At 70.4% G+C, this 26,781-nt stretch carries 25 protein-coding genes; 14 read left to right on the forward strand and 11 right to left on the reverse strand.

From position 1 onward, the window contains the following. Positions 1-5 precede the first annotated feature (5 nt). From CP978_RS11415 to CP978_RS11440, 6 genes are all read right to left on the reverse strand, one after another. The gene (locus tag CP978_RS11415) at positions 6-737 is read right to left on the reverse strand and encodes a TerD family protein (protein ID WP_043440006.1); all 732 of its coding nucleotides are present in this window, start codon (positions 735-737) and stop codon (positions 6-8) included. Between the two features lie 169 nt (positions 738-906). Beyond that, on the reverse strand, positions 907-2,055 hold the full coding sequence (locus CP978_RS11420) for a DUF475 domain-containing protein (protein WP_043440007.1): 1,149 nt from the start codon (positions 2,053-2,055) through the stop codon (positions 907-909). A 50-nt stretch (positions 2,056-2,105) separates the two neighbouring features. Next, positions 2,106-2,681: a TerD family protein gene (locus CP978_RS11425; protein WP_043440009.1), complete on the reverse strand. Its 576-nt coding sequence runs from the start codon at positions 2,679-2,681 to the stop codon at positions 2,106-2,108. Between the two features lie 98 nt (positions 2,682-2,779). Beyond that, positions 2,780-3,355, reverse strand: a complete 576-nt coding sequence (locus CP978_RS11430; RefSeq protein WP_043448427.1) for a TerD family protein — start codon at positions 3,353-3,355, stop codon at positions 2,780-2,782. A 116-nt stretch (positions 3,356-3,471) separates the two neighbouring features. Beyond that, on the reverse strand, positions 3,472-3,930 hold the full coding sequence (locus CP978_RS11435; RefSeq protein ID WP_043440011.1) for a peroxiredoxin: 459 nt from the start codon (positions 3,928-3,930) through the stop codon (positions 3,472-3,474). Positions 3,931-4,151: 221 nt separating this feature from the next. Beyond that, positions 4,152-4,589, reverse strand: a complete 438-nt coding sequence (locus CP978_RS11440) for a DUF3052 domain-containing protein (protein WP_043440013.1) — start codon at positions 4,587-4,589, stop codon at positions 4,152-4,154. 478 nt (positions 4,590-5,067) lie between these two features. Here CP978_RS11440 and aceE point away from each other — a divergent pair, with 478 nt between their 5' ends. Next, positions 5,068-7,815: a pyruvate dehydrogenase (acetyl-transferring), homodimeric type gene (gene aceE / locus CP978_RS11450; protein WP_043440014.1), complete on the forward strand. Its 2,748-nt coding sequence runs from the start codon at positions 5,068-5,070 to the stop codon at positions 7,813-7,815. A gap of 652 nt (positions 7,816-8,467) precedes the next feature. Here the strand turns inward: aceE and CP978_RS11455 are convergent. After that, on the reverse strand, positions 8,468-10,096 hold the full coding sequence (locus CP978_RS11455; protein ID WP_043440015.1) for an MFS transporter: 1,629 nt from the start codon (positions 10,094-10,096) through the stop codon (positions 8,468-8,470). Positions 10,097-10,207: 111 nt separating this feature from the next. Between CP978_RS11455 and CP978_RS11460 the strand changes: the two genes are divergently transcribed. From CP978_RS11460 to CP978_RS11470, 3 genes are all read left to right on the forward strand, one after another. Continuing rightward, positions 10,208-10,849 carry a TetR family transcriptional regulator gene (locus tag CP978_RS11460; protein WP_043440016.1) on the forward strand — a complete coding sequence of 214 codons (642 nt, stop codon included), beginning with the start codon at positions 10,208-10,210 and terminating at the stop codon, positions 10,847-10,849. 228 nt (positions 10,850-11,077) lie between these two features. Then, positions 11,078-12,295, forward strand: a complete 1,218-nt coding sequence (locus CP978_RS11465; protein ID WP_043440018.1) for an alpha/beta hydrolase — start codon at positions 11,078-11,080, stop codon at positions 12,293-12,295. Between the two features lie 66 nt (positions 12,296-12,361). After that, a complete protein-coding gene (locus tag CP978_RS11470) occupies positions 12,362-13,222 on the forward strand; it encodes a DUF4429 domain-containing protein (RefSeq protein ID WP_043440020.1) in 861 nt (286 codons plus the stop codon). A gap of 20 nt (positions 13,223-13,242) precedes the next feature. Here CP978_RS11470 and CP978_RS11475 read toward each other — a convergent pair whose 3' ends face one another. Next, positions 13,243-13,719, reverse strand: a complete 477-nt coding sequence (locus CP978_RS11475; protein WP_043440021.1) for a MerR family transcriptional regulator — start codon at positions 13,717-13,719, stop codon at positions 13,243-13,245. Between the two features lie 96 nt (positions 13,720-13,815). Here CP978_RS11475 and CP978_RS11480 point away from each other — a divergent pair, with 96 nt between their 5' ends. From CP978_RS11480 to CP978_RS11490, 3 genes are all read left to right on the forward strand, one after another. Next, complete coding sequence (locus CP978_RS11480; RefSeq protein WP_043440022.1) at positions 13,816-14,286, forward strand: GNAT family N-acetyltransferase; 471 nt, start codon at positions 13,816-13,818, stop codon at positions 14,284-14,286. Between the two features lie 88 nt (positions 14,287-14,374). Continuing rightward, positions 14,375-14,848 carry a hypothetical protein gene (locus tag CP978_RS11485; protein ID WP_043440023.1) on the forward strand — a complete coding sequence of 158 codons (474 nt, stop codon included), beginning with the start codon at positions 14,375-14,377 and terminating at the stop codon, positions 14,846-14,848. Positions 14,849-14,858: 10 nt separating this feature from the next. Next, positions 14,859-15,680: a serine hydrolase domain-containing protein gene (locus CP978_RS11490; RefSeq protein WP_043440025.1), complete on the forward strand. Its 822-nt coding sequence runs from the start codon at positions 14,859-14,861 to the stop codon at positions 15,678-15,680. Positions 15,681-15,738: 58 nt separating this feature from the next. On the opposite strand, the gene CP978_RS11495 is transcribed toward CP978_RS11490, so the two are convergent. Further along, entirely contained in the window at positions 15,739-16,395 is a 657-nt protein-coding gene (locus CP978_RS11495) for a pirin family protein (protein WP_043440027.1), read from the reverse strand. Between the two features lie 80 nt (positions 16,396-16,475). Here CP978_RS11495 and CP978_RS11500 point away from each other — a divergent pair, with 80 nt between their 5' ends. The 5 genes from CP978_RS11500 (at position 16,476) to fabF (ending at position 21,476) form a co-directional block, all read left to right on the forward strand. Further along, entirely contained in the window at positions 16,476-17,681 is a 1,206-nt protein-coding gene (locus CP978_RS11500) for a PucR family transcriptional regulator (RefSeq protein ID WP_043440028.1), read from the forward strand. Between the two features lie 89 nt (positions 17,682-17,770). Continuing rightward, entirely contained in the window at positions 17,771-18,688 is a 918-nt protein-coding gene (locus tag CP978_RS11505) for an ACP S-malonyltransferase (RefSeq protein ID WP_043440030.1), read from the forward strand. 11 nt (positions 18,689-18,699) lie between these two features. Then, positions 18,700-19,731 carry a ketoacyl-ACP synthase III gene (locus CP978_RS11510; RefSeq protein ID WP_043440032.1) on the forward strand — a complete coding sequence of 344 codons (1,032 nt, stop codon included), beginning with the start codon at positions 18,700-18,702 and terminating at the stop codon, positions 19,729-19,731. A gap of 101 nt (positions 19,732-19,832) precedes the next feature. Next, complete coding sequence (locus CP978_RS11515) at positions 19,833-20,081, forward strand: acyl carrier protein (RefSeq protein WP_043440034.1); 249 nt, start codon at positions 19,833-19,835, stop codon at positions 20,079-20,081. Between the two features lie 123 nt (positions 20,082-20,204). Further along, complete coding sequence (gene fabF / locus CP978_RS11520; RefSeq protein ID WP_043440035.1) at positions 20,205-21,476, forward strand: beta-ketoacyl-ACP synthase II; 1,272 nt, start codon at positions 20,205-20,207, stop codon at positions 21,474-21,476. 174 nt (positions 21,477-21,650) lie between these two features. Here fabF and CP978_RS11525 read toward each other — a convergent pair whose 3' ends face one another. Beyond that, complete coding sequence (locus CP978_RS11525) at positions 21,651-22,145, reverse strand: DUF3145 domain-containing protein (RefSeq protein WP_043440037.1); 495 nt, start codon at positions 22,143-22,145, stop codon at positions 21,651-21,653. Positions 22,146-22,385: 240 nt separating this feature from the next. Here CP978_RS11525 and CP978_RS11530 point away from each other — a divergent pair, with 240 nt between their 5' ends. Beyond that, positions 22,386-23,276 (forward strand): SGNH/GDSL hydrolase family protein, encoded by an 891-nt coding sequence (locus tag CP978_RS11530; RefSeq protein WP_043440040.1) that lies wholly within the window; start codon positions 22,386-22,388, stop codon positions 23,274-23,276. A gap of 9 nt (positions 23,277-23,285) precedes the next feature. Next, the gene (locus tag CP978_RS11535) at positions 23,286-24,260 is read left to right on the forward strand and encodes an aldose epimerase family protein (protein WP_043440041.1); all 975 of its coding nucleotides are present in this window, start codon (positions 23,286-23,288) and stop codon (positions 24,258-24,260) included. A gap of 47 nt (positions 24,261-24,307) precedes the next feature. Here CP978_RS11535 and CP978_RS11540 read toward each other — a convergent pair whose 3' ends face one another. Then, the gene (locus CP978_RS11540; RefSeq protein ID WP_043440042.1) at positions 24,308-26,764 is read right to left on the reverse strand and encodes a beta-glucosidase family protein; all 2,457 of its coding nucleotides are present in this window, start codon (positions 26,762-26,764) and stop codon (positions 24,308-24,310) included. Positions 26,765-26,781: the final 17 nt, after the last annotated feature.

The raw sequence follows: 26,781 nt of genomic DNA on the forward strand, positions 1-26,781 counted from the left end.
CCCGGTCAGGCCTTGGTCTTGTAGCCCCGACCCCACTGCAGGCCCCACCCGTACAGCCGGTCCAGCTCCGCCTGGAAGCCGTACACGAACTTCACCTCGCGGTGGACCATGATCTCACCGTTGTTGTTCTCGATCAGGACGACCGCACAGGAACGGGCCTGCGGATGGCGTTCGTCCAGGCCGATCTCGATCCGCGGGCCGTTGCCGGGGTAGAGGGTGACCACGGCGTGCGTACGATCGAACGCCGGCGTCTGGTCGTAGATGTAGACGAAGATCAGCAGCCGCTTGAAGTCGTCCCGGTGGTCGAGATTGATGAAGATCGTCTCACCGGAGCCGGAGCCGAACCGGTCGTCGCCGCTGAGCTTGATGTAGGGCGGCTCGTTGAGCTCCCCGAAGAACTCGCCCAGCGGCTGCACCACGCCCTTGGTGCCGTCGGCCAGCTCATACATGCAGCCCAGGTCGAGGTCGACATTGACCATGCTCTGGGTGTGCGCCTGGACGGCCTCCGGGGTGAACATCTTCATCGGGTGGCGCAGCAGACTGGCCCGCTCGGGCCCGCCTATGTCGGAAGTGCGCATTCGCCACGACAGGTTGACGCGCAGATTGCCGGTCTCCGCGCCCTGCTTGGTGAGGGAGACCCGGTGATGCCGTTTGGTCAGCTCGATCGCGTTGGTCGCGGCGCTGCCCGAGTCGAACTCCGTCGGGCGTCCGCGCCACACGCCGTCCCAGAAACCCATTCCCGCCCCCAGTACCTATGGTTCGACAGCCGCGGGGCGGCCGACGAGGACGCATCCTCATGGCCGCCCCGAACAGAGCGTTCCTCACCCGGGCCCACTTCACACCAGCGGAAGGGGCCATCGCCGGGAAGTCGGGCCGATGGGCACCGGCACGAGGGGACCCGGGGTGTCACACCCCGGAGGAGACCTCAGCCTTCTCGTCGGTGGCCGGGGATTTTCCCTCGGCCGCGGCAAGCGCCCGGTTGCGGCGCACGGAGGACCAGAAGGACCAGGCGATCAGCACCACGCCGACCAGACCGGTGATCACCTCGTTGATCTCGTACTGGATGGTGACCATCAGGATCACGGCCAGCGCACCGATCGCGTAGTGGGCGCCGTGCTCCAGATACACATAGTCGTCCAGGGTGCCCTGGCGGACCAGATAGACCGTCAGCGAACGCACATACATGGCACCGATACCGAGGCCGAGCGCCATCAGCACGATGTCGTTGGTGATGGCGAAGGCGCCGATCACTCCGTCGAAGGAGAAGGAGGCGTCCAGGACCTCGAGGTAGAGGAACATGAAAAACGCCGCCTTGCCGGCGAGGGCGACCGCGGAGCGCTGCTTACCGGAACGCCTGGCCTCTTCCTCCTCCTCGTGCTCGCGCTCCTCGTCCTCCTCGAGGCGTTCCTCGAAGTAGCCGGAGAGACCGCCGACGATCATGTAGGTGATCAGTCCGGCGATGCCCGCGAGCAGCACCGTCTCTGCCTTGTCGGCATGCCCGCCGCCGTGCTGGTGGGCATGGGCCGCGAAGGTCATGGAGGTGATCAGCAGCACGACCAGCGCGATACAGACCGACAGCATGTCGATCTTGCCGAGCTTGGCGAGCGGGCGCTCGATCCAGCCCAGCCACTGCACGTCCCGTTCCTCGAAGATGAAGTCCAGGAAGATCATCAGCAGGAACATCCCGCCGAAGGCGGCGATCGCCGGGTGGGCGTCGGTGACGAGCTGCTGGTACTGGTCCTTGTGGTTCAGCGCCAGGTTGACGGCGTCCACCGGGTTCTTCTTCGCCGTGACGGCGACGATGATCACGGGGAAGACGAGCCGCATGCCGAAGACCGCGATCAGCACGCCGACCGTGAGGAAGATCTTCTGCCAGTAGGCATTCATCTTCTTCAGGATCCCGGCGTTGACCACCGCGTTGTCGAAGGACAGCGAGATCTCAAGGATGGACAGGATCGCCACGATGCCGAATGCGGTCCACCCCCCGAAAAGGACCGCGAGGGTCAGGCCGATCGCAGTGATCACGAACGACCAGCCGAAGGTTTTCAGAAGCACTGGCTACCCAATCCGTATGTGTACGGGTTCCCCCGTCGCCGTACCCGGCTTTACGAAACGTTGACTCCGAAGTCTAGAGCGATACCCCGCAGGCCTGATGCATACCCCTGGCCCACCGCACGGAACTTCCATTCGTCGCCGTATCGATATACCTCGCCGAAGATCATCGCCGTTTCGGAGGAGGCGTCCTCGCTGAGGTCGTAGCGCGCGAGTTCCTGACCGTCCGCCTGGTTGACCACACGGATGTAGGCGTTGCTGACCTGGCCGAAGGTCTGGCCGCGCTCATCCGCCAGATGGATGGAGACCGGAAAGGCGATCTTGTCGCACCCGGCCGGCACCTGGGAGAGGTCGACCAGGATCACCTCGTCGTCGCCCTCACCCTCACCGGTGAGGTTGTCGCCCGTGTGCTCCACCGAGCCGTCGGGGCTCTTGAGCTGGTTGTAGAAGACGAACCACTCGTCGCCGAGGACCCGGTTGCCGGTGCACAGCAATGCGCTGGCATCGAGGTCGAAGGGGGCTCCGGTGGTGGAGCGCGCGTCCCAGCCGAGCCCGATCATCACCTGTGTGAGATTCGGCGCGGCCTTGGAGAGGGAGACATTGCCTCCCTTGGCGAGCGTGACACCCATGCTGCTGTCCTCCCCGAGATGCTGGTGCTCTGGTTGTGCTGCGCGTCCGGCGCCGCACACGAAGGGTGCGGCGCCGGACGGTACGGCCTTGGGACGGCTCAGACGTTGACGCCGTAGTCCTGGGCGATGCCGCGCAGGCCGGAGGCGTAGCCCTGGCCGATGGCGCGGAACTTCCACTCCGCGCCGTGGCGGTACAGCTCGCCGAAGACCATGGCGGTCTCGGTGGAGGCGTCCTCGCTGAGGTCGTACCGCGCGATCTCCTGCTGGTTGGCCTGGTTGACGACGCGGATGAAAGCGTTGCGCACCTGGCCGAAGGACTGCTGGCGGTTCTCGGCGTCATAGATCGAGACCGGGAAGACGATCTTCTCCACGTCGGCCGGGACCGTGGCGAGGCTGACCTTGATCGCCTCGTCGTCGCCCTCACCCTCACCGGTGAGGTTGTCGCCCGTGTGCTCCACCGAGCCGTCGGGGCTCTTGAGGTTGTTGAAGAACACGAAGTTCTGGTCGCTGCCGACCTTGCCCGACGAGTTGAGCAGCAGGGCACTGGCGTCCAGGTCGAAGTCCGTACCGGTCGTGGTACGGACGTCCCAGCCCAGACCGATGAGGACCGCGGTCAGACCCGGGGCCTCCTTGGTCAGCGAAACGTTGCCGCCCTTGCTGAGGCTGACTCCCACGCGTCCCTCCATATGTGGTGTCCCGGGGCGGGGAGCCCCGTCGTGCGTTGCCATCGGATCAACGCTTCGATCCTAGTGAGGGGTTCCCACGCTCCGCAGGGCTTGGAACCTCGGAATCACAGGGTGTCGAGCGCCTTCACGTACTCGTTCAGGTCGCGGGCGTCCGGCAGGCCGTTGACGACGGTCCACCGCACCACGCCCTCCTTGTCGATGATGAAGGTGCCGCGCACCGCGCAGCCCTTCTCCTCGTCGAAGACGCCGTAGGCGCGCGAAGTGTTGCCGTGCGGCCAGAAGTCGGACAGCAGGGGGTACTCCAGGCCCTCTTGTTCGGCGAAGACGCGCAGGGTGTGGATGGAGTCGTTGGAGACGGCGAGCAGCTGGGTGTCGTCGTTGACGAACGTCGGGAGGTTGTCGCGCAGCGCGCACAGCTCCCCGGTGCAGACACCGGTGAAGGCGAACGGGTAGAAGAGCAGCACCACGTTCTTGTCCCCGCGGAAGTCCGAGAGCCGCACGGTCCGGCCGTGGTTGTCCTTGAGCTCGAAGTCGGGGGCCTTGTCGCCGACCTGGATCGCCATGGTCCTGCTTCCTTCCGGTGGAGCCGTTCGGGTGGAAACCACCCTACGCAGCGATCACCGCGGCCCGTGCGAGGGGCCGGACCGAGCCGGTCGGCGTGCTCGGCCCGGCGGGAAACGGGCCCGCCCGGCGGCTGCGGGGCGGGACCCGTCCGGACCCGAGGGGACCGGGGGCTGGGCCCCCGGTCACGGCCGCCGGGGTGGCCGGCCACCCCGGCGAAGGGTCACCGCTTGGCCTTGGCGGCCTTCGGCGTCACCAGACGCGAGCCGCTCCAGTCCTTGCCCACGCTGACGCTCTTGGACGCCGACAGACCCGCCGTCGTCGCGGCTTCAGAGATGTCGCTCGGCTCCACGTACCCCTTACGGCCGGTCTTCGGCGTGAGGAGCAGGATCGAGCCGCCTTCCTCGATGTACGTGGTGGCGTCCACCAGCACATCGGTCAGGTCGCCGTCCTCGTCGCGGAACCACAGCACCACGGCATCGGCGACGTCGTCGTACTCCTCGTCCACGAGTTCGCCGCCGATGACGTCCTCGATGGCCTCGCGGAGCTCCTGATCGACATCGTCGTCGTAGCCGATCTCCTGGACCACCTGCTCGGGCTGGAACCCCAGCCTCGCGGCAGGGTTCGTCCGCTCCTCCGCGTGGTCCGCGGTCGCGCTCACGGGTTGCCTCCTGATCATGTTCTTGGATGGTTGCACCCCCGGCTCGGTCAGGAGCCCGGGGCAATCTCAGCCACGCGCGTACGCGAGGCATTGGCCGTAGTCCACACGGGCGGGGCGGATCGCGCAAGTACCCGGCCGTCCAGACCGCCGAAACGGTGACGATCCTGGCCGTGTCGCCGCAACCTCAGGCACCGTATCGCGCCCCCAGGTGATCCACACCACAGCCTTTTGCCCGCTTTATGCGTTCTGGAATCCTCCAAGGGTACGAGAGTCGAATGACTTTGCGGAGCGCGTCACACCCTGGGCGTATCGTTGCGTTTTGATCGGGCCTGCCCCCGAAGAACGGCCCGGCCCCATGGTTACCCCACGGTAAGGATGACGTTCCGCAGCGCCGGGGTGGACGATGGGGATCGGTGCAGGAGCATGAAGAAATGCCCCTCTGACAGGTGAAATGCCCCTCTGACAGGTAAGGACCAGCGTGGCTTCGGCATCCGATCGCAATCCGATCATCATCGGCGGCCTCCCGAGTCAGGTTCCGGACTTCGACCCCGAGGAAACCCAGGAGTGGCTCGATTCCCTCGACGCCGCCGTGGACCAGCGGGGCCGTGAGCGAGCCCGCTATCTGATGCTCCGTCTGATCGAGCACGCCCGCGAGAAGCGCGTGGCCGTGCCCGAGATGCGCAGCACGGACTATGTGAACACCATCGCCACCAAGGACGAGCCGTTCTTCCCGGGCAACGAGGAGATCGAGCGCAAGATCCTGAACGCCACCCGGTGGAACGCCGCCGTGATGGTCTCCCGCGCCCAGCGTCCCGGCATCGGGGTCGGCGGGCACATCGCCACCTTCGCCTCCTCCGCCTCGCTGTACGACGTGGGGTTCAACCACTTCTTCCGCGGCAAGGACGAGGGCGACGGCGGCGACCAGGTCTTCTTCCAGGGCCATGCCTCGCCGGGCATCTATGCGCGCGCCTACCTCCTGGACCGGCTCAGCGAGCGTCACCTGGACGGGTTCCGCCAGGAGAAGTCCAAGGCACCATACGGCCTCTCCAGCTATCCGCACCCGCGTTCGATGCCGGACTTCTGGGAGTTCCCCACCGTCTCCATGGGCCTCGGCTCGATCGGCGCGATCTACCAGGCCCGGATGAACCGCTATATGCATGCCCGCGGCATCGCGGACACCTCCCGGTCGCATGTGTGGGCCTTCCTCGGCGACGGGGAGATGGACGAGCCGGAGTCGCTGGGCCAGCTCAGCCTCGCCGCCCGTGAGGGCCTGGACAATCTGACCTTCGTGGTCAACTGCAATCTGCAGCGCCTGGACGGCCCGGTGCGCGGCAACGGCAAGATCATCCAGGAGCTGGAGTCGGTCTTCCGGGGCGCCGGCTGGAATGTGATCAAACTGATCTGGGACCGCACCTGGGACCCGCTGCTGGCGCAGGACCGGGACGGAATCCTGGTCAACAAGATGAACATCACTCCGGACGGCCAGTTCCAGACCTATGCGACGGAGTCCGGCGCCTACATCCGGGACCACTTCTTCGGCGACGACCACCGGCTGCGCGCGATGGTCGAGAACATGACCGACGCCCAGATCCTGCACCTGGGCCGCGGTGGCCATGACCACCGCAAGGTCTATGCGGCCTTCAAGGCGGCCGTGGAGCACCAGGGCCAGCCGACGGTGATCCTGGCCAAGACCGTCAAGGGCTGGACGCTGGGCCCGAACTTCGAGGGCCGCAACGCCACGCACCAGATGAAGAAGCTGACGGTCGCGGACCTCAAGCACTTCCGGGACCGCCTGCATCTGCCGATCTCCGACCACGCCCTCGAGTCCGGCCCGCCGCCGTACTACCACCCGGGGCGGGACTCGGAGGAGATCCAGTACATGCACGACCGCCGCAGGTTGCACGGCGGGTATGTACCGACCCGTGTGGTGCGGTCCAAGCCCTTGCAGCTGCCCGACGACAAGGCGTACGCCACGGTCAAGAAGGGGTCGGGCCAGCAGTCCATCGCCACCACCATGGCGTTCGTCAGGCTGCTGAAGGACCTCATGCGGGACAAGGAGATCGGCAGGCGGTTCGTGCTGATCGCGCCCGACGAGTACCGCACCTTCGGAATGGACTCGTTCTTCCCGAGCGCCAAGATCTACAACCCGCTCGGCCAGCAGTACGAGTCGGTCGACCGGGATCTGCTGCTCGCCTACAAGGAGTCGCCGACCGGTCAGATGCTGCACGACGGCATCTCCGAGGCGGGCTGCACGGCGTCGATGATCGCGGCCGGTTCGGCGTACGCCACCCATGGCGAGCCGCTGATCCCGGTCTATGTCTTCTACTCGATGTTCGGTTTCCAGCGCACCGGTGACCAGTTCTGGCAGATGGCCGACCAGCTGACCCGGGGATTCGCCCTGGGCGCGACCGCCGGCCGTACGACCCTGACCGGTGAGGGCCTGCAGCACGCGGACGGCCACTCGCAGCTGCTGTCCTCCACCAACCCGGCGTGCGTGGCCTACGACCCGGCGTACTCCTACGAGATCGCGCACATCGTGCAGGACGGGCTGCGCCGGATGTACGGCTCCTCGCCCGAGCATCCGCACGGCGAGGACGTCTTCTACTACCTCACCGTCTACAACGAGCCCATCCGGCACCCCGCCGAGCCGGAGGACGTGGACGTCGAGGGCATCCTCAGGGGCATCCACCGCATCGCCGAGGGCACCTCGGGCGCCGTCCCGGCACAGATCATGGCCTCCGGCGTCGCCGTGCCCTGGGCGCTCCAGGCACAGCGGATCCTCGCCGAGGAGTGGCAGGTGCGGGCCGACGTCTGGTCGGCGACCTCCTGGAACGAGCTGCGGCGCGAGGCCGTGGACTGCGAGCGGCACAATCTGCTGCACCCCGAGGAGGAGGAGCGGGTCCCCTATGTGACCCGCAAGCTGAGCGGCGCCGAGGGTCCGTTCGTGGCCGTGTCCGACTGGATGCGATCGGTTCCGGATCAGATCGCGCGCTGGGTACCGGGGGCCTATCAGTCCCTGGGCGCCGACGGCTTCGGATTCGCGGACACCCGCGGTGCGGCGCGCCGCTTCTTCCATATCGACGCGCAGTCGATCGTGGTCGCGGTGCTCGCCGAGCTGGCCAAGGCGGGCAGGGTCGACCGCTCGGTGCTCAAGCAGGCGCTCGACCGCTATCAGCTGCTCGATGTGACGGCGGCCGACCCGGGAGCCGCGGGCGGCGACGCCTGACGGCCGTCCGCCCCTAGGGCGTGTTTCGAAAGTGGCGTCGTTCGCCCGGAGGGCGGGCCCCGCGGTGTCTGGTGCGTGCGATCGCAAGGCGGAGGGTCGCCCTCGTACTGGGTGTACGTGGGCGATCCCGACAACGCAGCGAGCGTGCGTGCCAGACGCCGCGGGGCAGACGGCACTTTCGAAACACGCCCGAGGGGCGGCGGGACGACAGCCCTGCCGCCCCTGCGTTCTCTCCCGGCCGCCGTGTGCTGCGCCTCGTCGGCGCTCCCGCGACCGGTCGGGCGTCCTCTCCCTAGTGCCGCGGCAGGCAACGTTTGCCCGTGAAGGAGCGGCGTCGTGGGGGCACCTCCCGCGCGAGCGCAGTCGAGCGTGGGGGAGCGTGCCGGGCGTCGCGACGGGGCGAACGTTGCCTGTCGGGGCACTAGCTCCGCGAGTTCCGGGGACGCGGCGGCGACCGCGGGAGCCCGCTGCGCCGAGCGGATGATTCCGCCCGGTGCGCTGCCCCCTCCGGCAGCGCGCCGCGGCCCGGGCGTCCCCCGGGTGGTACGGGCCCGGCGTCCGGAGGACATGGCCCACGGTGACCTGCGGCGCGTGCCGAGCGGGACGGACCTTGAGCGCGTTCACCCTGACGGGTGAACGCGCCCGATCGGCGTCAGATGTGCGCGGCGCCCGCGCCGGCCTCCGCGTTCTCGCCCCGCTTGGTCAGCAGCGCGACCAGCACGGCGATCACCGCGACGCCCGAGGCGACCAGACAGGCCAGGCTCATGCCGGAGATGAAGGTGTCGTGCGCGACGCTCGTGATCTTCTCGGCGATCGCGGCCGGCATGTCCTTCGTCACCGGGGCCACGCCCACCTGCACCGCCTCCGAGGCCTGGTCGAGCTGCGCGGGCGTCAGCGGCGGAAGCTGTGCGGCGGTCCAGTTGCCCGCGAGGTCGTGATCGACCTTGGAGGCCATCACGGCGCCCAGCACGGCCGTGCCGAGGCTGCCGCCGATCTGCATCGCGGCCTGCTGGAGACCGCCGGCGACACCGGAGAGCTCCAGCGGGGCGTTGCCCACGATGACCTCGGTGGCACCGACCATCACGGGCGCCAGGCCGAAGCCCAGCAGGGCGAACCAGATCGACATCGTTCCGCTGCCGGTGCCCGCCTTCAGTGTGGACATGCCGTACATGGCGATCGCGGTGGCCGCCATGCCGCCGGCCAGCGGAATGCGCGGGCCCAGCTTGGTGATCGCCAGGCCCGCGAGCGGTGAACCGACGATCATCATTCCGGTCAGGGGCAGCAGATGCAGGCCCGCGTCGACCGGGCTCATCCCATGGACGTTCTGCAGGTAGAAGGTGACGAAGAACAGACCGCCCATGAAGGCGATGGCCATCAGGACCATCAGCACCACACCCGCCGACAGCGGCACCGAGCGGAACAGCGCCAGCGGGATCAGCGGCTCCTTCACCCGGGTCTCCCAGAAGGCGAAGAAGCCGAAGCCCAGCACGGACAGGACGATGAACAGCCAGGTCTTCCCGTCGCCCCAGCCCCAGGCCGGCGCCTTGATGAGCGCCCAGACCAGACAGAACATGGCGCCCGAGAGCAGCCCGATGCCGGGCAGGTCGAAGGAGCGCGGCGCGTTCTGCGCCCGGTGGTCGGTGAGGATCAGCAGGCCGAGGACGAGCGCGAGCGCGCCGACCGGCACATTGATGAAGAACACGGACTGCCAGTTGACGTGCTCGACGAGCAGACCGCCGAGGATCGGGCCGCCCGCGGTGGAGGCGCCGATGACCATGCCCCAGATGCCGATCGCCATGTTCAGCTTCTCGGCCGGGAAGGTGGCCCGCAGCAGGCCGAGCGCGGCCGGCATCAGCAGCGCGCCGAACAGGCCCTGGAAGACCCGGAAGGTCACCACGAGGGCGATGGTTCCGGACAGGCCGATGGCCCCGGAGGCGGCGGCGAAGCCGACCACACCGATCAGAAAGGTCTGCCGGTGGCCGAAGCGGTCGCCGAGCTTGCCCGCGGTGATCAGGGTGACCGCGAGGGCGAGGAAGTATGCGTTGGTGATCCACTGGACGTCGGAGAAGCTCGCACCGAGGTCCTTGGCGATGGCCGGGTTGGCGATGGCCACGATGGTGCCGTCCAGGGCCACCATCATCACGCCGACCGCGACGGTGACAAGAGTGACCCAGGGATGGCCGCGCAATCCGCGCCGCGGTTCCTGGTCCGACGGGGTGACCGACTTCTCGACCGCCCTGTCCCCCGGTCCGGTCGCGTCAACGGTGGTCTGACTAGTCATGCTTTCGAGATTAGTGACAGCGGCTGACAATTGACAAACCAATTCATAAGTCGGTAACTGTCACGCAACGCACTGATAAGCCGGACGGCGGATGCAGGGAAATGAGGGCACATGGAGACGCTGCCGCGGCCGGGACTGCGTGAGCGGAAGAAGCAGCACACCCGGAATGCGCTGCTGCGCGCCGCTCTGGAGCTCTTCTTCGCGCAAGGGTACGAGCGGACGACCGTCGACGAGATCGCCGAGGCGGTGGATGTGTCGCAGCGCACCTTCTTCCGGTACTTCGCCGGAAAGGAGGACGTCGTCTTCTTCACCCACTCGGTGGCCGCCGCGCACTTCGTCGGCCTGGTCCGCACCCGTCCGCCCGAGGAGGCCCCGCTGGAGGCACTGCGACAGGCGGTCCTGGAGGGCTGGGACGGCATCGGGGAGGCCGTCGGGGAGATCGTCCCGGTCGAACTCCACCTGCGCACCTACCGGTTGATCGAGTCGACGCCGGCCCTGTTCGCCACCCATCTGCGCCGCTCGGCGGAGCTGGAGGAGGAGATCGCCCGGGTGATCGCCGAACGCGAGGGCCTCGATGTGGATCTGGACCCCCGGCCGCGGGTCGCGGTGGCCGTGTTCGGCGGGGTGATACGCGTGACGGAACGGCTGTGGAGCGCGGGCGGGGACATCAGCGTGGCCGCGATACGCGAGCTGACGGCCTCGTACCTGGACACGGTGCGCCCCGTGTTGGCGGAGGGGTGGCACACCGGATGAGGTTCCGCCGCCGCGCGCGTCGACGGCGGTCCCGCGGCACGAGCGGCCGGAGCGGGCCGGGGGAGTGAAACCGTGACACCCGGGGCGCCAAGTGACGCGCGCCTCATCGGTCAACGGCGGTGTCCGGTCGTAAGGTGCCGCCGTTTTGCCGCAATTGAAGCGTCGTAAACGTGAGACGCGTCACTTGGCCGACGGGAGACCGGCTCGTTCTCCTAGTGTGTCCTTTCAGTGACTTCCTTCGACACCTCACCGCACCTCAGCGTCTGGCGCGCACTGCTCGCGTTGGCCGTGGTCTTCGTGATGCTGGCGACGACCGGCTGGACCGCCGTACGCAGCCACCGTGCCGCCACGCCCCTCCAGGCGTCGCTCGCGGCATGGGAGCACGGCAGGATCGCCGGGCACAAACTGCCCGCCGCCGACTCCCCCCCGGCCCGGCTCGCCCAGTTCTTCGCCTCCCTCAGCGCCCACCAGCGCTCCCGGCTTGCCCACCGCTATCCGCTCGCGGTCGGCAATATGGACGGGGCGCCCGTGGGGCTGCGCTACCAGGCCAACCGCCTCGCGCTCGGCCTGCAGCGCGAGGTCGAGCGCGACCGGATGCACGACGACCGGCTGTCGCCCGTCGGCCAGCAGGACGCGGGCCGCCGGATGCACCGCTTCGAGGCGCTGATGCGCGAGGGCCGGCAGATCCTCGCCTTCGACCCGGACGGGTCGGGCCGTGTCGCCGAGGTCTTCGGGGACCTCGGCAGGGCCCAGCGGATCTCGGTCGTCGTCCCCGGCGTCGACACCGATCTGCTCACCTTCCAGCGCACCTTCCGCAAGTACTCGGCACCGGTCGGCATGGCCACGTCGTTGTACGCGGCCGAGCGCGAGGCGAGCCCCAGGACCCGTACGGCCGTGATCGCCTGGGCCGACTACACCGCACCCAGCGGGATCGGCGTGGACGCGGCCACCGCGATGCGGGCCGAGGAGGGCGCCGTACGGCTGAACGCCCTCGTCCGTGCCCTGCCCGGCCGCGCCCCCGTCCAGCTGTACTGCCACAGCTACGGCTCGGTGCTGTGCGGGGTCGCCGCGCACATCCTGCCCTCCCGGGTGTCCGACATGGCGGTGGCCGGCAGCCCCGGTATGCGCGCCGGGACGGCCGCCGGGCTGGGCACCACCGCCCGGGTGTGGGCCATGCGGGACGCCGACGACTGGATCCAGGACGTGCCCTATCTGGAGGTCGGGGGCCTCGGCCACGGCTCCGACCCGGTCTCCCCGGGCTTCGGCGCGCGGGTGCTGTCGGCGCGGGGGGCGAAGGGCCACGCCGGCTACTTCACCCCGGGCACCGAGAGCCTGCGCAACTTCGCCGCGATCGGGGTTGGCGCGTACCGCGCGGTGGACTGTGCCGGACAGGGCGACGCCTGCCGGGCGGGTTTGTCCGGCGCGGAGTCCGGCCGACGCGCGTAGAGAAACAGGAATTGCGGTCCACCCGGGGAGGCGACGGAAGAGCGCGTGCCGCATACGATGACCCGCATGGGTGACGTACTGGCCGGATTTCATGCCGTCTGGGAGTTCGAGTCCGACTCCGTGCTCATCCGCTTCGAACGGGGGATCCGCACGCCGAAGCTCTTCCAGTCGCTCGGCGAGCGCCGCATCCCCCTGGAGGCGATCGCGGGGGTGACGCTGACTCCCGGCAGGCGCGGGAGCGTTGTGCTGCACGCGCTGCCACGACCCGGCGCCGACCCGCTGATGGAGGCGGCGGCCGGGCAGCTGAAGGAGTGGACCGACCCCTATCGGCTGGCGCTGCCCGCCGATCGCGAGACCCTCGCCGAGTACTACGCGGACGAGCTGCGCGCCCTGCTCACCGCGGACGGCACCCCGGCCGAACGCTTCCTGGTCGCCCCGCCCCGGACGCCGTCGCAGTTCAAGGCGTACGACGGCAAGGCGTCCTTCGACGGCGAGGCGGTGACCTTCCGCTGGTCCTGGACCGGCGCGTCCTCCGCCAAGTGGAAGGCCGGCGACCAGACGTTCCCGGTCGCCGGACTCAGCGGTGTCGAGTGGCGCTCCCCCGAGGCCTTCGAGGGGCATCTGCGGCTGCTGCGGCGGGAACCCGCCGGTGCCGCGCAGCCGGCCCAGGCGGACCAGGATCCGGCGGCCGTGGTGTTCGGGCTCGGCTACGGCCCGGTCCATGAGTCCCTGCCGTTCGCCGCCTCGGTGCTCGCCTCGCTCCGGGCCGCGGCGCCCGGCGCCGGCGCGGCGGTGTCCGCCGCCGCCCGGCGGGATCCCGCGGACATCGCCGACCGCATCCGGCACCTCGGCGAGCTGCACAAGGCGGGTCTGGTGACGGACGAGGAGTTCTCCGCCAAGAAGGCCCAGCTGCTGGCCGAGCTCTGAGGCCTCCGGTCAGCGGTCCCTCATCCGGGGCGCTCCGAGGTCAGGACGCACCGGGCCCCCGCATAGTGATCGATCTTGTGGTCCAGCACCGCGAGGGTGCCCTGGAGTTCGGCGATCCGGGCGTGCACATCGCGGCGGGTCGCCTCCAGGAGCGCACAGCGCTCGCCCTGGGTGTGGTCCCCGGCGCGCACCAATTCCGCATAGCGCACCATGTCGGCGACGGGCATGCCGGTGAGCCGCAGCTTGCCGACGAGTTCGAGCCAGTCCAGGTCGGCGTTGCGGTAGCGGCGCTGGCCGGTGTGCGAGCGGTCCACATGGGGCATCAGCCCGATCCGCTCGTACCAGCGCAGGGTGTGTGCCGTCAGACCGGTGAAGTCGACGACCTCGCTGATGGTGTAACTGTCCTGCCCGTCGGGACGGGGGTGCCGCTCCGGCGTCACGGAGCAGATGTCGGTCCGGTTCGCGGCCGCCTCGGCCAGGGTCTCCATCACCGTCATGCCCCCACGCTAGGACCTTGGAGCGCACTCCAGGCAAGGGGAACCGGGGGGAAATGGCCGTGACCGCACCGGCCGGGCGCACTTAGCGTACGGGGCATGAGTCTTGTACGCCGGGCCGTGCCCGAGGACGCCGAAGAACTGCTGCGACTGCGCCAGGTGATGATCGACTCGGTCTTCTCCGGGGACCCCTCCACCGAGTGGCACGCGGAGTCCCTGCCGACCGTGCGCCGCCGGCTCGCCGATCCGGACGGCGGCTTCGCGGCCTTTGTGATCGACCATCCGGACCGGCCGGGGGCGCTGGCGGCGCTGGTGGCCGGCACCGTCGAGTACCGGATCGGGCGCCAGGGCAATCCGCACGGCAGAGTGGGGCATGTCTTCAGCGTCGCCACCGATCCCGACGCGCGCCGCCGCGGCTATGCCCGTGCCTGCATGGAGGACCTGCTGGACTGGTTCCGCGGACAGGGCGTGTCGCAGGTCGACCTCAACGCGTCGGCCGAGGCGGAACCGCTGTACGCCTCCCTCGGCTTCGTCCGCAAGCCGGACCCCTCGATGCGGCTGCGATTCTGAGCCGGCGCCCCACCGCTCCGCCGCCGCGCCCCGTCACCTCGAGGCGGTCCGTGCGCACGCCGCTCGGTGACTGCGGTAGAACGATGTGATGAAGCAGGCTGGAGCCCTTGTTGCCGCAGTGGCCCTTGTCGCATGGCTGGTGTGGAACCTCTGGAACCTCTTCCGTGTCGCCACCGGGCTGCAAGACAGATCATGGCGACGGCCGATGTGGTGGACACGCCTGTGCTCCGTCTCGCTCTTCGGTGGCCTCGTCTGCTGGATCTGGGGGGTACTGCGGCAGGGGCTCGTCGTCAGCGACACCTGCCTCGTCCGTCACCAGTCCTATGACGAGGCGTACTGGGATTCCCATGCCGAGGAGTTCGGGAGGCTCTTCCCACTGCACAACAAGTGCAATGCGCACTTCGACCTGGTCCCTGTCTGGGTCAACCCGGCCATCGTGGTGTGCGCGGTCGTCTCCTTGGTCGCTGTCGCCGTTCTCCTGTGGTTCGGCAGCGCATACCTCACCAGCTCGTCCAGGAAGGCAAGCCCACCCACAAGGTCCGGCCGCGGGACCGCCCACTAGGCTCGTCCGCATGTCGTTGCAGAGCCTGGCGCTGATCGAGAACTGGCCCGTCCCCACCGCCTCCGCGGCCGTCGTCCGCGCGGACGGGGCGGTGCTCGGGACGCACGGTCCGGTCGACCACCGCTTCCCGCTCGCCTCGGTCACCAAGCCGCTGGCCGCCTATGCGGCGCTGGTCGCCTACGAGGAGGGGGCGATCGAGCTGGACGAGCCCGCCGGGCCGCCCGGTTCCACCGTCCGGCATCTGCTCGCCCACACCTCCGGGCTGGCCTTCGACGAGCACCGGGTGACCTCGGCGCCGGGAGAGCGGCGGCTGTACTCGAACGCCGGGTTCGAGGTGCTCGGGGATCATGTGGCCAAGGCGGCGGACATCCCGTTCGGTGAGTACGCCCGGCAGGCGGTGCTGGTGCCGCTCGGCATGACCGCGACCACGCTCGACGGCTCCCCGGCCAAGGACGGCGTCTCGACGGTCGAGGACCTGGCGCGGTTCGCGGCGGAGGTGCAGGCACCGAGGCTGCTGGATCCGCGTACGGTGGCCGAGGCGATGACGGTGCAGTACGCCGGGACCAAGGGCGTGCTGCCCGGCTACGGCCATCAGAACCCCAACGACTGGGGCCTCGGCTTCGAGATCCGCGACGCCAAGTCGCCGCACTGGACGGGCGCTTCGTCCTCCTCCAGGACCTTCGGCCACTTCGGCCAGTCCGGCACCTTCCTGTGGATCGACCCGGACGCCGGCGCGGCCTGCGTCGCCCTGACGGACCGGGCCTTCGGCCCCTGGGCGATCGAGGCCTGGCCGGCCTTCACGGACGCGGTACTGGCGGAGCTGCGCGGCTAGTGCTGTGACCGCGATACCCGCGGGCGCCGGCGCACACCCGCGGCGGGATGGGCCCCGGTCAGCCGGCCCCCATCTCCCACATCAGCAGCTCCGCATCCCGTAGCACCTCCGCCTCCAGGCCCCCGCCCCCGGTGATGCGCGCCGCGTCCCCCGGGCCCAACCGCTGCCCGCCCAGGAGCATTTCACCCCGTACGACGTGAACATAGACATAGGGCGCATCCGGCACCGCCGTGCGGTCCCTGGCTTCCAGGCGGCGTACGTGCAGCAGCGCGCCCGCCTCGGGGACCGCGTAGCGGGTGGAGCCCGCGAGGGCGGGGACGGCCTCGTAGGCAGGGAATCCGCCGGGCTCCAGGGGGGCCAGCCACATCTGGACGAAGGTCAGCGGAATCGTGCCCTCGTTGCGTTCCGTGTGCCGCACCCCGCCCGCCGCGCTGAGGTGCTGGAGGCCGCCGGGGCCGATCACCGAGGTGCGGCCCGTCGAGTCGCGGTGGGTCAGCTCACCCTCCACCACCCAGGTGACGATCTCCGTATGGCTGTGCCGATGCTCGTCGAAACCCGCACCGGGCGCGAGCCGTTCCTCGTTGCAGGCGATCAGCGCGCCGAAGCGGAGGTTGTCCGGGGCGTAGTGGGGGCCGAAGCTGAAGGAGTGCAGGGACTCGATCCCGGCGGCCGGGTCCCCTCCCCGGTAGCGCTCACCGGCGCGCCGTACATCCATCACAGCCCCACCGTAGTCCCAGGCCCCACCCCCGGGGACCCCCACCGCACGGCCCCGGCCCGATAAGGCAGTCTTGTCCCGTGCCCGAACCCGAAGCCACCCCCGCCCCTCACGCAGCGCGCTCCGTCCACCCCCATGCCGCCACCCTGAAGCGGCTGGAGAAATCCTCCGGAAGCCTCGCCGCGCAGGCCATCGCGCGGATGGACGAGACCCTGCCGTGGTACCGGGCGATGCCCCCGGAGAACCGGTCGTGGATCGGTCTGGTGGCCCAGGCGGGCATCGCCGCGTTCACCGAGTGGTTCCGGCGTCCCGATGCCCCGCAGGCCATCTCCACCGATGTCTTCGGCACCGCGCCGCGCGAACTGACGCGTGCCATCACCCTGCGGCAGACCGTGGAGATGGTGCGGACCACCATCGAGGTCATGGAGTCCGCCATCGACGAGGTGGCCGCTCCCGGCGACGAGGCCGTGCTGCGCGAGGCGCTCCTGGTGTACGCCCGTGAGATCGCCTTCGCCACCGCCCAGGTCTACGCCCAGGCCGCCGAGGCCCGCGGTGCCTGGGACGCCCGGCTGGAATCGCTGGTGGTGAACGCCGTGCTCAGCGGGGAGGCCGACGAGGGGGCCGTCAGCCGGGCCGCGGCGCTCGGCTGGAACTCGCCAAACCATGTGTGCGTGGTGCTGGGGACGGCCCCCGACGGGGACAGCGAGTTGACGGTCGAGGCCATCCGGCGGGCGGCCCGGCACGCCAAGCTCCAGGTGCTCACCGGAGTGCTCGGGGACCGTCTGGTGGTGATCGCCGGGGGCCGTGACAATCCGCTCGCCGTCGCCAAATCGCTGATCGGCCCGTTCGCCCCCGGCCCCGTGGTGGCCGGGCCGATCGTGCCCGATCTGCTCGCCGCGACCCGCTCCGCGCAGGCCGCCGCCGCGGGCCTCAAGGCGTGTTCCGCCTGGCAGGACGCACCGCGTCCGGTGCTGGCGGACGACCTGCTCCCGGAGCGCGCGATCGCCGGAGACCCCAGCGCGCGCGAGCAGTTGGTGGAGGAGATCTACAGACCGCTGGAGGAGGCGGGATCCGCACTCCTGGAGACCCTCAGCGTCTATCTGGAACAGGCCTCCAGCCTCGAAGGTGCGGCCCGGATGCTTTTCGTTCACCCGAACACCGTGCGCTACCGGCTCCGACGTGTGACAGACGTCACCGGCTGGTCACCCTCTGATGTACGCTCCGCGTTCACGTTGCGGATCGCGCTGATCCTGGGGCGGCTGACCGAGGGAGATCCACAGATCTAGTCTTTTGTCGGGGCCCAACAAAACCCCTTGCTGTTCTTCGTCCCTGTCCCCACGGGCGGCTTCGGCCGTCCCCAAGAGAGAGTGTGAGAGTGCTCGTACTCGTCGCTCCCGGCCAGGGCGCTCAGACGCCTGGCTTCCTGACCCCCTGGCTCGACCTCCCCGGCGCGGCCGACCGTGTCGCCGCCTGGTCGGACGCCATCGGGCTCGACCTCGCCCATTACGGCACGCAGGCCGACGCCGATGCCATCCGTGACACCGCGGTGGCCCAGCCCCTGCTGGTCGCCGCCGGTCTGCTGTCCGCGACGGCACTCGGTGACTTCGTGCCCGGCGCCGTCGCCGGCCACAGCGTCGGCGAGATCACCGCGGCCGCCTTCGCGGGCGTCCTCGACGACACCGCGGCGCTCAGGCTGGTCCGCAGGCGGGGTCTGGCGATGGCCGAGGCCGCCGCCCTCACGCCCACGGGCATGTCGGCGCTGCTCGGCGGCGACCCCACGACGTCGGTCCCGCATCTGGAGAAGCTCGGCCTGACTCCGGCGAACGTCAACGGCGCGGGGCAGATCGTGGCCGCCGGCACCCTGGAGCAGCTCGCCGCCCTGGAGGCGGACAAGCCCGAGGGCGTGCGCCGTGTCGTCGCGCTCAAGGTGGCCGGTGCGTTCCACACGCACCACATGGCCCCCGCGGTCGACGCTCTCGCCGAGGCCGCCGAGGCGCTGACGCCGGCTCAGCCGAGGGTCACCTATGTCTCGAACAGGGACGGCCAGACCGTCGAGACCGGCGGCGAGGTGCTCCAGCGTCTGGTCGGCCAGGTCGCCAACCCGGTCCGCTGGGACCTGTGCATGGAGACCTTCGAGAAGCTGGGTGCGACCGCCCTGATCGAGGTGTGCCCCGGCGGCACCCTGACCGGCCTCGCCAAGCGCGCGCTGCCCGGTGTCACGACCCTGGCCCTGAAGACCCCCGACGACCTTGACGCTGCTCGTGCCCTCATCGCCGAGCACAGCGCCCGGTGAGGAGCCCGAGCATGTCGAAGATCAAGGCCCGCAGGGGCGCTCCCTTTGCGCGCATCATCGGTGTCGGCGGCTACCGCCCGGTCCGTGTGGTGCCCAACGAGGTGATCCTGGAGAAGATCGACTCCTCGGACGAGTGGATCCGCTCCCGCTCCGGCATCGAGACCCGGCACTGGGCCAACGGCGAGGAGACCGTCGCCGCGATGTCCGTCGAGGCGTCCGGCAAGGCGATCGCCGCCGCCGGGATCGCCGCCGAGCAGATCGGCGCGGTCGTGGTCTCCACGGTCTCCCACTTCAGCCAGACCCCGGCCATCGCCACCGAGATCGCCGACAAGCTGGGCACCGACAAGGCCGCCGCCTTCGACATCTCGGCCGGCTGCGCGGGCTTCGGCTACGGCCTCACCCTCGCCAAGGGCATGGTCGTCGAGGGATCGGCGGAGTACGTCCTGGTGATCGGCGTGGAGCGGCTGTCCGATCTGACGGACCACGAGGACCGGGCCACCGCCTTCCTGTTCGGCGACGGCGCGGGCGCGGTCGTGGTGGGCCCCTCCGAGGAGCCGCACATCGGCCCGACCGTGTGGGGCTCGGAGGGCGACAAGGCCGACACCATCAGGCAGACGGTGCCCTGGAGCGACTTCCGGGTCGGGGACCTCTCGAAGCTGCCCCTCGACAGCGAGGGCAACATCAAGTTTCCCGCGATCACCCAGGAGGGCCAGGCGGTCTTCCGCTGGGCCGTGTTCGAGATGGCGAAGGTCGCCCAGCAGGCGCTGGACGCGGCCGGGATCACCGCGGACGACCTGGACGTCTTCATCCCGCACCAGGCGAACGTGCGGATCATCGACTCGATGGTGAAGACTCTCAAGCTGCCGGAGCACGTCATGGTCGCCCGTGACATCCGCACCACCGGCAACACCTCGGCCGCCTCGATCCCGCTCGCGATGGAGCGGCTCCTGGCGACCGGCGAGGCGAAGAGCGGCGACACCGCGCTCGTCATCGGTTTCGGGGCGGGTCTCGTGTACGCCGCAACGGTCGTTACCCTCCCCTAGGCACTCCGTGCCGGATCTTGGATCCGGTGCGGGACCTGCACCAACCTGCCGCTGACGCGGCGGGCGCCACACCCTATGGAAACTACGAAGGAGCGCCTGACATGGCCGCCACTCAGGAAGAGATCGTCGCCGGTCTCGCCGAGATCGTGAACGAGATCGCCGGGATCCCCACCGAGGACGTCCAGCTGGACAAGTCCTTCACCGACGACCTGGACGTCGACTCGCTGTCCATGGTCGAGGTCGTCGTCGCCGCCGAAGAGCGCTTCGACGTGAAGATCCCGGACGACGACGTCAAGAACCTCAAGACGGTCGGTGACGCCGCCGAATACATCCTCAAGCACCAGGCCTGATCGACCGATCAACCTGGGCAGACAGCCCGGACGCCGGGCCCGTGGGCCCGGCCGCCGGGCCGTCGCCCCGCCACCCGGCGGTGGCGCCGCTGAATCCTCGTATCCGTTGGAGAAAGAATTCCCGTGAGCTCGACCAATCGCACCGTGGTCGTCACCGGTATCGGCGCAACCACACCGCTGGGTGGCGACGCGGCCTCTACCTGGGAGGGCCTGGTCTCCGGCACCTCCGGTGTCCGCCCCATCGAGAAGGAGTGGGCCGCCGAGCAGGCGGTCCGTATCGCGGCGCAGATCGCCGTGGAACCGTCCGAGGTCATCCCCCGGCCGCAGGCCCGCCGACTGGACCGCTCCGCGCAGTTCGCGCTGATCGCCGCCAAGGAGGCCTGGGCGGACGCCGGTTTCACCGACAAGGCGGGTGCGGACGCCAGTGTCGACCCCGACCGGCTGGGTACGGTCGTCGCCTCCGGCATCGGCGGTGTGACGACCCTCCTCGACCAGTACGACGTGCTCAAGGAGAAGGGCGTACGCCGCGTCTCCCCGCACACCGTGCCGATGCTGATGCCGAACGGTCCGTCCGCCAACGTGGGTCTGCTCGTGGGCGCCCGCGCGGGTGTGCACACCCCGGTCTCCGCCTGTGCGTCGGGCGCCGAGGCCATCGGCTACGCCATCGAGATGATCCGCACCGGCCGCGCCGACGTCGTCGTCGCCGGCGGCACGGAGGCGGCGATCCACCCGCTGCCGATCGCCGCGTTCGGCAACATGATGGCGATGTCCAAGAACAACGACGACCCGCAGGGCGCCTCGCGTCCCTACGACGTCGACCGTGACGGCTTCGTCCTCGGTGAGGGCGCCGGCATCCTGGTCCTGGAGTCCGCCGAGCACGCCGCCGCGCGCGGTGCCCGCGTCTACGCGGAGGCGGTCGGCCAGGGCATCTCCGCCGACGCCCATGACATCGTCCAGCCGGAGCCCGAGGGCCGCGGCATCTCCCACGCCCTGCAGCACCTGCTCGACAACACCGGCCTCGACCCGGCCGAGGTGATGCACGCGAACGCACACGCCACCTCCACGCCGGCCGGTGACGTGGCCGAGCTGAAGGCGCTGCGCAAGGTCTTCGGCGACGACGCGGACCACATCGCGGTCTCGGCGACCAAGTCGATGATCGGTCATCTGCTCGGTGGCGCGGGCGGCGTGGAGTCGGTGGCGACGGTGCTCGCGCTCTACCACCGCATCGCCCCGCCGACGATCAACGTCGACAACCTCGACCCGGAGGCCGAGGCCAACGCCGACATCGTGCGCGGCAAGGCCCGCAAGCTGCCCGCCGAGGGCCGTATCGCCGCGCTGAACAATTCGTTCGGCTTCGGCGGCCACAACGTGGTCCTGGCGTTCCGCACGGTCTGACCCGGGTCGCCCCCGCACGACGGGGCCGGTCCGGCGCGGGCCCGTCCCCGCGTCCCCGCAGTACACCCGGGCGCGGTCCGTACCCCCGGCAGCACGGGAAGGGCCCCCACCACTCGGTGGGGGCCCTTCCCGTGGTCATGGGGTCCGGTGGGCTCACAGGGGGTCAGTAGGCCTTCAGACGACCTGGTGCAGCCATCGCACCGGCGCGCCCTCGCCCGCGTACCGGAACGGCTCCAGTTCGTCGTCCCACGGCTTGCCCAGGAGCTTGGCGAGTTCGGCCTCCAGGTCGCTCTCCCCGCGCTGGGAGCGCACCAGGGCGGCGCGCAGCCGGTCCTCGGGGATCAGGATGTCGCCGTGGATGCCGGTGACCGCGTGGAAGATGCCGAGGCCGGGGGTGCAGCTGTAGCGCTCGCCCTCGGCGGTCGGGCAGGGTTCCGAGGTGACCTCGAAGCGCAGCAGCTGCCAGCCGCGCAGCGCGGAGGCGAGCTTGGAGGCGGTGCCGGCCTCGCCCTGCCAGGAGAACTCCGATCTCCAGGTGCCGGGAGAGGCGGGCTGCCGGATCCAGTCGAGGTTGACCCGCGTGCCCAGCACACCCGCCACCGCCCACTCGACGTGCGGGCACAGTGCGCGTGGCGCGGAGTGCACGTACAGGACTCCACGTGTCGTCACCTGAACCTCCGGGCAGACCGCGACATCTTGTAACTTTGAGGAACCAGCGTGGCAGGGCTGCCACGGGGCGAGGCTACCGTGCGACGGGGCAAGGAGTGTGACGTACCGTCGGTCCGGGCGGTCGCGAACTCCGAGGTTTCACCCAAGGGGACGCGGCACTGACCCAATGTGTTCGAAGCACGGTCGAACAAGGGCGTCCACGGACCGGCCGGCCGTGGGCCATGAGCAAGGGGACCAGGGATGCGGAAGCGAAGCCACCGGGTGCGAGCCGTCGTCGCCCTCGCGGCGGCGGCCGTCCTGGGGCTCACCGGCTGCGACCCCTCCGGCGACGGGGGCTCACGGAGCACCGGAGCGCGGCCGTCGCCGAGGCCCGCCCCGGTCTGGAACACCTCCCCCCGCTCGATCGCCGCGGTCGGCGACTCCATCACCCGCGGCTTCGACGCCTGCCATGTGCTGTCCGACTGTCCCGAGGTGTCGTGGGCGACGGGCAGCGACGCCCGGGTCGACAGTCTCGCGGTGCGCCTGCTCGGGGCGGCCGGGGCCGGGCTGCACAGCTGGAACTACGCGGTGACCGGGGCCCGTGTCTCCGATCTGGCCGGGCAGATGGCGCAGGCCGCCCAGCAGAGTCCTGAGCTGGTGACGGTGATGATCGGCGCCAATGACGCCTGCCGTTCCTCCGCCGCCGCGATGACCCCGGTCGCCACCTTCCGGGCCCGTTTCCAGGAGGCCATGGACACCCTGCGCGAGGCGCAGCCGCGGGCGCAGGTGTATGTCTCCAGCGTGCCGAATCTGAAGCGCCTGTGGTCGCAGGGCCGCACCAGCCCGCTCGGCAAGGAGGTGTGGAAGCTGGGCGTCTGCCCGTCCATGCTGGGCGACGCGGACGCCCTGGACACGGCGGCGACAAAGCGGCGCGACAAGGTCCAGGCCCGGGTGAAGGCGTACAACCGGGTGCTGGAGGAGGTGTGCGCCAAGGACCGGCGGTGCCGCTTCGACGGCGGCGCGGTCTTCGACTTCCGCTTCGGCACCGACCAGCTGAGCCACTGGGACTGGTTCCACCCGAGCAGGAACGGCCAGGCCCGACTCGCCGAGATCGCCTATCGCACGGTGACGGCGAAGGACCCGGTCACCTAAGGTTTTCCCATGAGCGAGGTATGCGGCACGCTGTCCGACGGCACACCGGTCCATCGCTGGACGCTGGAGCGGGCCGGGGTGCGGGTGCGGGTCCTGTCGTACGGCGGGATCGTGCAGTCGGTGCGGATTCCCGACCGGGGCGGGCAGCCGGCGGAGGTGGTGCTGGGCTTCCAGGACCTGGACGGCTATCTGCGCCATCCGGAGCCGTTCCTCGGGGCGCTGATCGGCCGGTACGCCAATCGCATCGCAGGCGCCCGCTTCCCGCTGGACGGCCGGACCTATGCGCTCGAACCGAACGACGGGCCCAACTCGCTGCACGGCGGCGCCCTGGGCTTCGACAAGCGGATGTGGGACGTGGAGCCGGTCGAGCACGGCGTACGGCTGTCCCGGGTCAGCCCGCACGGCGAGGAGGGCTTCCCGGGCCGCCTCGAGGTCTCGGCGACGTACACCCTCGATGCGGACGGCGCGCTGCGCATCGCCTACGAGGCGGTCACGGACGCGCCGACCCTGGTCAATCTGACCAATCACTCCTACTGGAACCTGGCCGGTTCGGGTCAGGCCGAGGGGCATGAACTGCGCATCGCCGCCTCCCGGTTCACTCCGGTGGACCTGGATCTGATCCCGGCGGGCGAACCGGAGGACGTGGAGGGCACCCGCTTCGACTTCCGTACGGCGCGGAAGACCGGGTCGGGCTACGACCACAACTTCGTGCTGGACAAGGGCGTGACCGCGGCCCCGGTGGAGATCGCCGAGCTGCACGATCCGGCGTCCGGGCGGGTCCTCACGGTGGCGACCACCGAGCCCGGGCTCCAGCTCTACACCGCGGACCACATCGGCGAGCCCTTCACCCCCGGTGCCGGGATCGCGCTGGAGACCCAGCACTTCCCGGACTCCCCGCACCGGCCGGAGTTCCCGAGCACGGAACTCAGGCCGGGCGAGGTCTACCACTCGGAGACGGTGTACGGCTTCGGGGTGCGGGGCTAGTGCTGTGACCGGGCCGGAGCGCGGGCCCCGGCACCCCCGGGGCCGGGTCAGACGGTGAGCGTCGTGGTGAGGCGGCGGTCCGCGAGGGAGCGGCCCGCCGCGACCTCGTACGCCCCCTTCACCCGCGTCCAGGCCCCCGCCCTCTCGTCCCAGATCTCGAAGGCGCGCGGGGCCAGTTCGACGACGGCCTCGACGCTCTCGCCGGGTGCCGCCTCGACGCCCGCGAAACCGGCCAGCCAACGGGCGGGGCGCCCCGCGTCGGCCTCGGCGGGGGCCAGATAGAGCTGGACGACCTCGCGCCCGGCCCGCCGTCCGCAGTTGCGTACCCGGACCGTCACCGTCGTGCCCTCCGCCTCGATCGACTCATAGGCCCAGTCGGTGTAGCCGAGACCGTGGCCGAAGGGGTACGCGGGCGTCCTGCCCGCCTGCTCCCAGGCGCGGTAGCCGATGAACACACCTTCGCTGTAGGCGAGTTCACCCCCGCTGGGGACCACCTGGGTGACCGGGGCGTCCTGGAGCGGGCCCCAGGTGGTGGGCAGCCGGCCGCCCGGCTCATGGGCGCCGGTGAGGACGTCCGCGAGGGCGGCGCCGCCCTCCTGGCCGGGGAACCAGCTCAGCAGCACGGCCGCGACCCGGTCGCGCCAGGGCAGCTCCACCGGGGAGCCGGAGTTGACGACCACCACGGTGCGGGGGTTGGCGGCGGCGACGGCGCGGACCAGGTCGTCCTGGCGGCCGGGGAGGCGGAGGTTCTTGCGGTCGAAGCCCTCGGACTCCACGCGTTCGGTGGTGGCGACCACGACGACGGCGGTGTCGGCGTCCCTGGCCGCCGCCACGGCCTCGGCGATCAGTTCCTCGGGGTCGCGCTGCGGCTCCCGGTGGGCGAGCGCGAAGCCGACCGCACGGGCCGGGGCGCCCTCGGGGCGGGCGACGACATGGGTGAGGGAGACCTCGACCGTCCGTCCCTCGGTCAGTTCGGCCCGGGTATGGGGCACCGGCGCGGCGAAGATCGCCTCGAAGGGGTCGTCCTCGGCGCCGGACGGGTGGACGCCGTCGTAGTGGGTCGTGCCGTCGACGACGAGCGTGAAGGCGCCGACGCCCTTGACGCCGAAGGTGTGCGGTCCGGACGCACGCGGGGTGAAGGTGCCGGTGAGCTCGACCGTGTGCAGACCCCGGCGGGTGACGCCCTCGGGGAGGTCCGCGTCCTCCCACCAGATCTGTCCGGTGGGGGCGGCACCGGTTCCGATCACCTTCCCCGCTACGTCACGGCAGACCGCCCGGAGCGTGAAGTCCCGCTCGGCGACGGCAAGTTCGGTGTCCGGGTCGGCGCCGACGGCATAGCTGAGACTGCCCTCGGGGAGGGCGGCGGTGAGTCCGTCCAGCGGGGAGACGATCCGGGCCGGGTAGACGGTGGAGGAGCCGCCGCCGAGGGCACGGGCCTCCCGGGCGGCGGCGCCGATGAGGGCGACCGTGCCGGTCCGGGGCAGCGGGAGCACCTCGTTCTCGTTGCGTACCAGGACGAAGGAACGGCGGGCGATCTCACGGGACAGGGCCTCGCCGTCGATCTGCTCGGGAGGCTCGGTCACCACCGGCTCGGCGCCCTCGAGGACACCGACGCGGGCGGCGAGCCTGAGGACACGGCGCACGGCCTCGTCGACCGTGGCCTCCTCGACCTCTCCCTCCCGCACGGCCCGGGCGAGGGCCTCGCCGAACACCGTGACCGGTCCCGGCATGGCGATGTCCAGCCCGCCCTCGACGGCGGCGACGGTCGAGCGGGCGGCGGTCCAGTCGGAGACATTGACGCCGTCGAAGCCCCATTCGCCGCGCAGCACCTGGTTCACCAGCCGGCCGTGCTCGCTCATCCTGGTGCCGTTGACCCTGTTGTAGGCGGTCATCACGCCCCAGGGACGGGCGTCGGCGACGATCGCCTCGAAGGGCGCGAGATACAGCTCGCGCAGGGCGCGTTCGCCCACGATGTTGTCGACGGTGAAGCGGTCGGTCTCCGCGTCGTTGGCGACGAAGTGCTTGACGGTGGTGCCGACGCCCCCGGACTGCACACCCCGCACATAGCCGGTGCCGATCCGCCCGGTCAGATACGGGTCCTCGCTGTATGCCTCGAAGTGGCGGCCGGCGAGCGGCGAACGGTGCAGATTGACCGTGGGCGCGAGCAGCACATGGACGCCCTTGCGGCGGGCCTCCTGCGCCAGCAGGGCTCCCGCGCGCCGGGCCAGCTCCGGGTCCCAGCCGGCGGCGAGTGCGGTCGGTGAGGGCAGCGCGACGGCCGGGTCCTCGGCGGTCCAGAGCGCCCCGCGGACACCGATGGGACCGTCGGACATCACCAGCGACCTCAGCCCGATCTCGGGCAGCGCCGGAAGCGACCAGGCGTCCTGGCCGGCCAGCAGCCGGGTCTTCGCCTCCAGGCCGAGGACGCCGAGGGCGGCCTCGACCACGGCCTCCCGGGCCTGGTCCTGCGGGGTCTTCGCTGTGCCGGCTGCCGTCCTCGCCACGGCGGCACCTCCTCGTC

This window comes from Streptomyces nodosus (assembly GCF_008704995.1).
GTDB classification, from domain to species: Bacteria; Actinomycetota; Actinomycetes; order Streptomycetales; family Streptomycetaceae; genus Streptomyces; species Streptomyces nodosus.

Bases quoted from the DNA above. Each gene is read 5' to 3' on its own strand.
- CP978_RS11530 (WP_043440040.1), top strand. From the start codon at position 22,386: ATGCGGAAGCGAAGCCACCGGGTGCGAGCCGTCGTCGCCCTCGCGGCG.
- CP978_RS11485 (WP_043440023.1), top strand. From the start codon at position 14,375: ATGAAGCAGGCTGGAGCCCTTGTTGCCGCAGTGGCCCTTGTCGCATGG.
- CP978_RS11470 (WP_043440020.1), top strand. From the start codon at position 12,362: ATGGGTGACGTACTGGCCGGATTTCATGCCGTCTGGGAGTTCGAGTCC.
- CP978_RS11425 (WP_043440009.1), bottom strand. From the start codon at position 2,681: ATGGGTGTCACGCTCGCCAAGGGAGGCAATGTCTCCCTCTCCAAGGCC.
- CP978_RS11495 (WP_043440027.1), bottom strand. From the start codon at position 16,395: ATGGATGTACGGCGCGCCGGTGAGCGCTACCGGGGAGGGGACCCGGCC.
- CP978_RS11435 (WP_043440011.1), bottom strand. From the start codon at position 3,930: ATGGCGATCCAGGTCGGCGACAAGGCCCCCGACTTCGAGCTCAAGGAC.
- CP978_RS11460 (WP_043440016.1), top strand. From the start codon at position 10,208: ATGGAGACGCTGCCGCGGCCGGGACTGCGTGAGCGGAAGAAGCAGCAC.
- CP978_RS11475 (WP_043440021.1), bottom strand. From the start codon at position 13,719: ATGACGGTGATGGAGACCCTGGCCGAGGCGGCCGCGAACCGGACCGAC.
- CP978_RS11455 (WP_043440015.1), bottom strand. From the start codon at position 10,096: ATGACTAGTCAGACCACCGTTGACGCGACCGGACCGGGGGACAGGGCG.
- CP978_RS11480 (WP_043440022.1), top strand. From the start codon at position 13,816: ATGAGTCTTGTACGCCGGGCCGTGCCCGAGGACGCCGAAGAACTGCTG.
- CP978_RS11515 (WP_043440034.1), top strand. From the start codon at position 19,833: ATGGCCGCCACTCAGGAAGAGATCGTCGCCGGTCTCGCCGAGATCGTG.
- CP978_RS11535 (WP_043440041.1), top strand. From the start codon at position 23,286: ATGAGCGAGGTATGCGGCACGCTGTCCGACGGCACACCGGTCCATCGC.
- CP978_RS11490 (WP_043440025.1), top strand. From the start codon at position 14,859: ATGTCGTTGCAGAGCCTGGCGCTGATCGAGAACTGGCCCGTCCCCACC.
- CP978_RS11415 (WP_043440006.1), bottom strand. From the start codon at position 737: ATGGGTTTCTGGGACGGCGTGTGGCGCGGACGCCCGACGGAGTTCGAC.
- CP978_RS11510 (WP_043440032.1), top strand. From the start codon at position 18,700: ATGTCGAAGATCAAGGCCCGCAGGGGCGCTCCCTTTGCGCGCATCATC.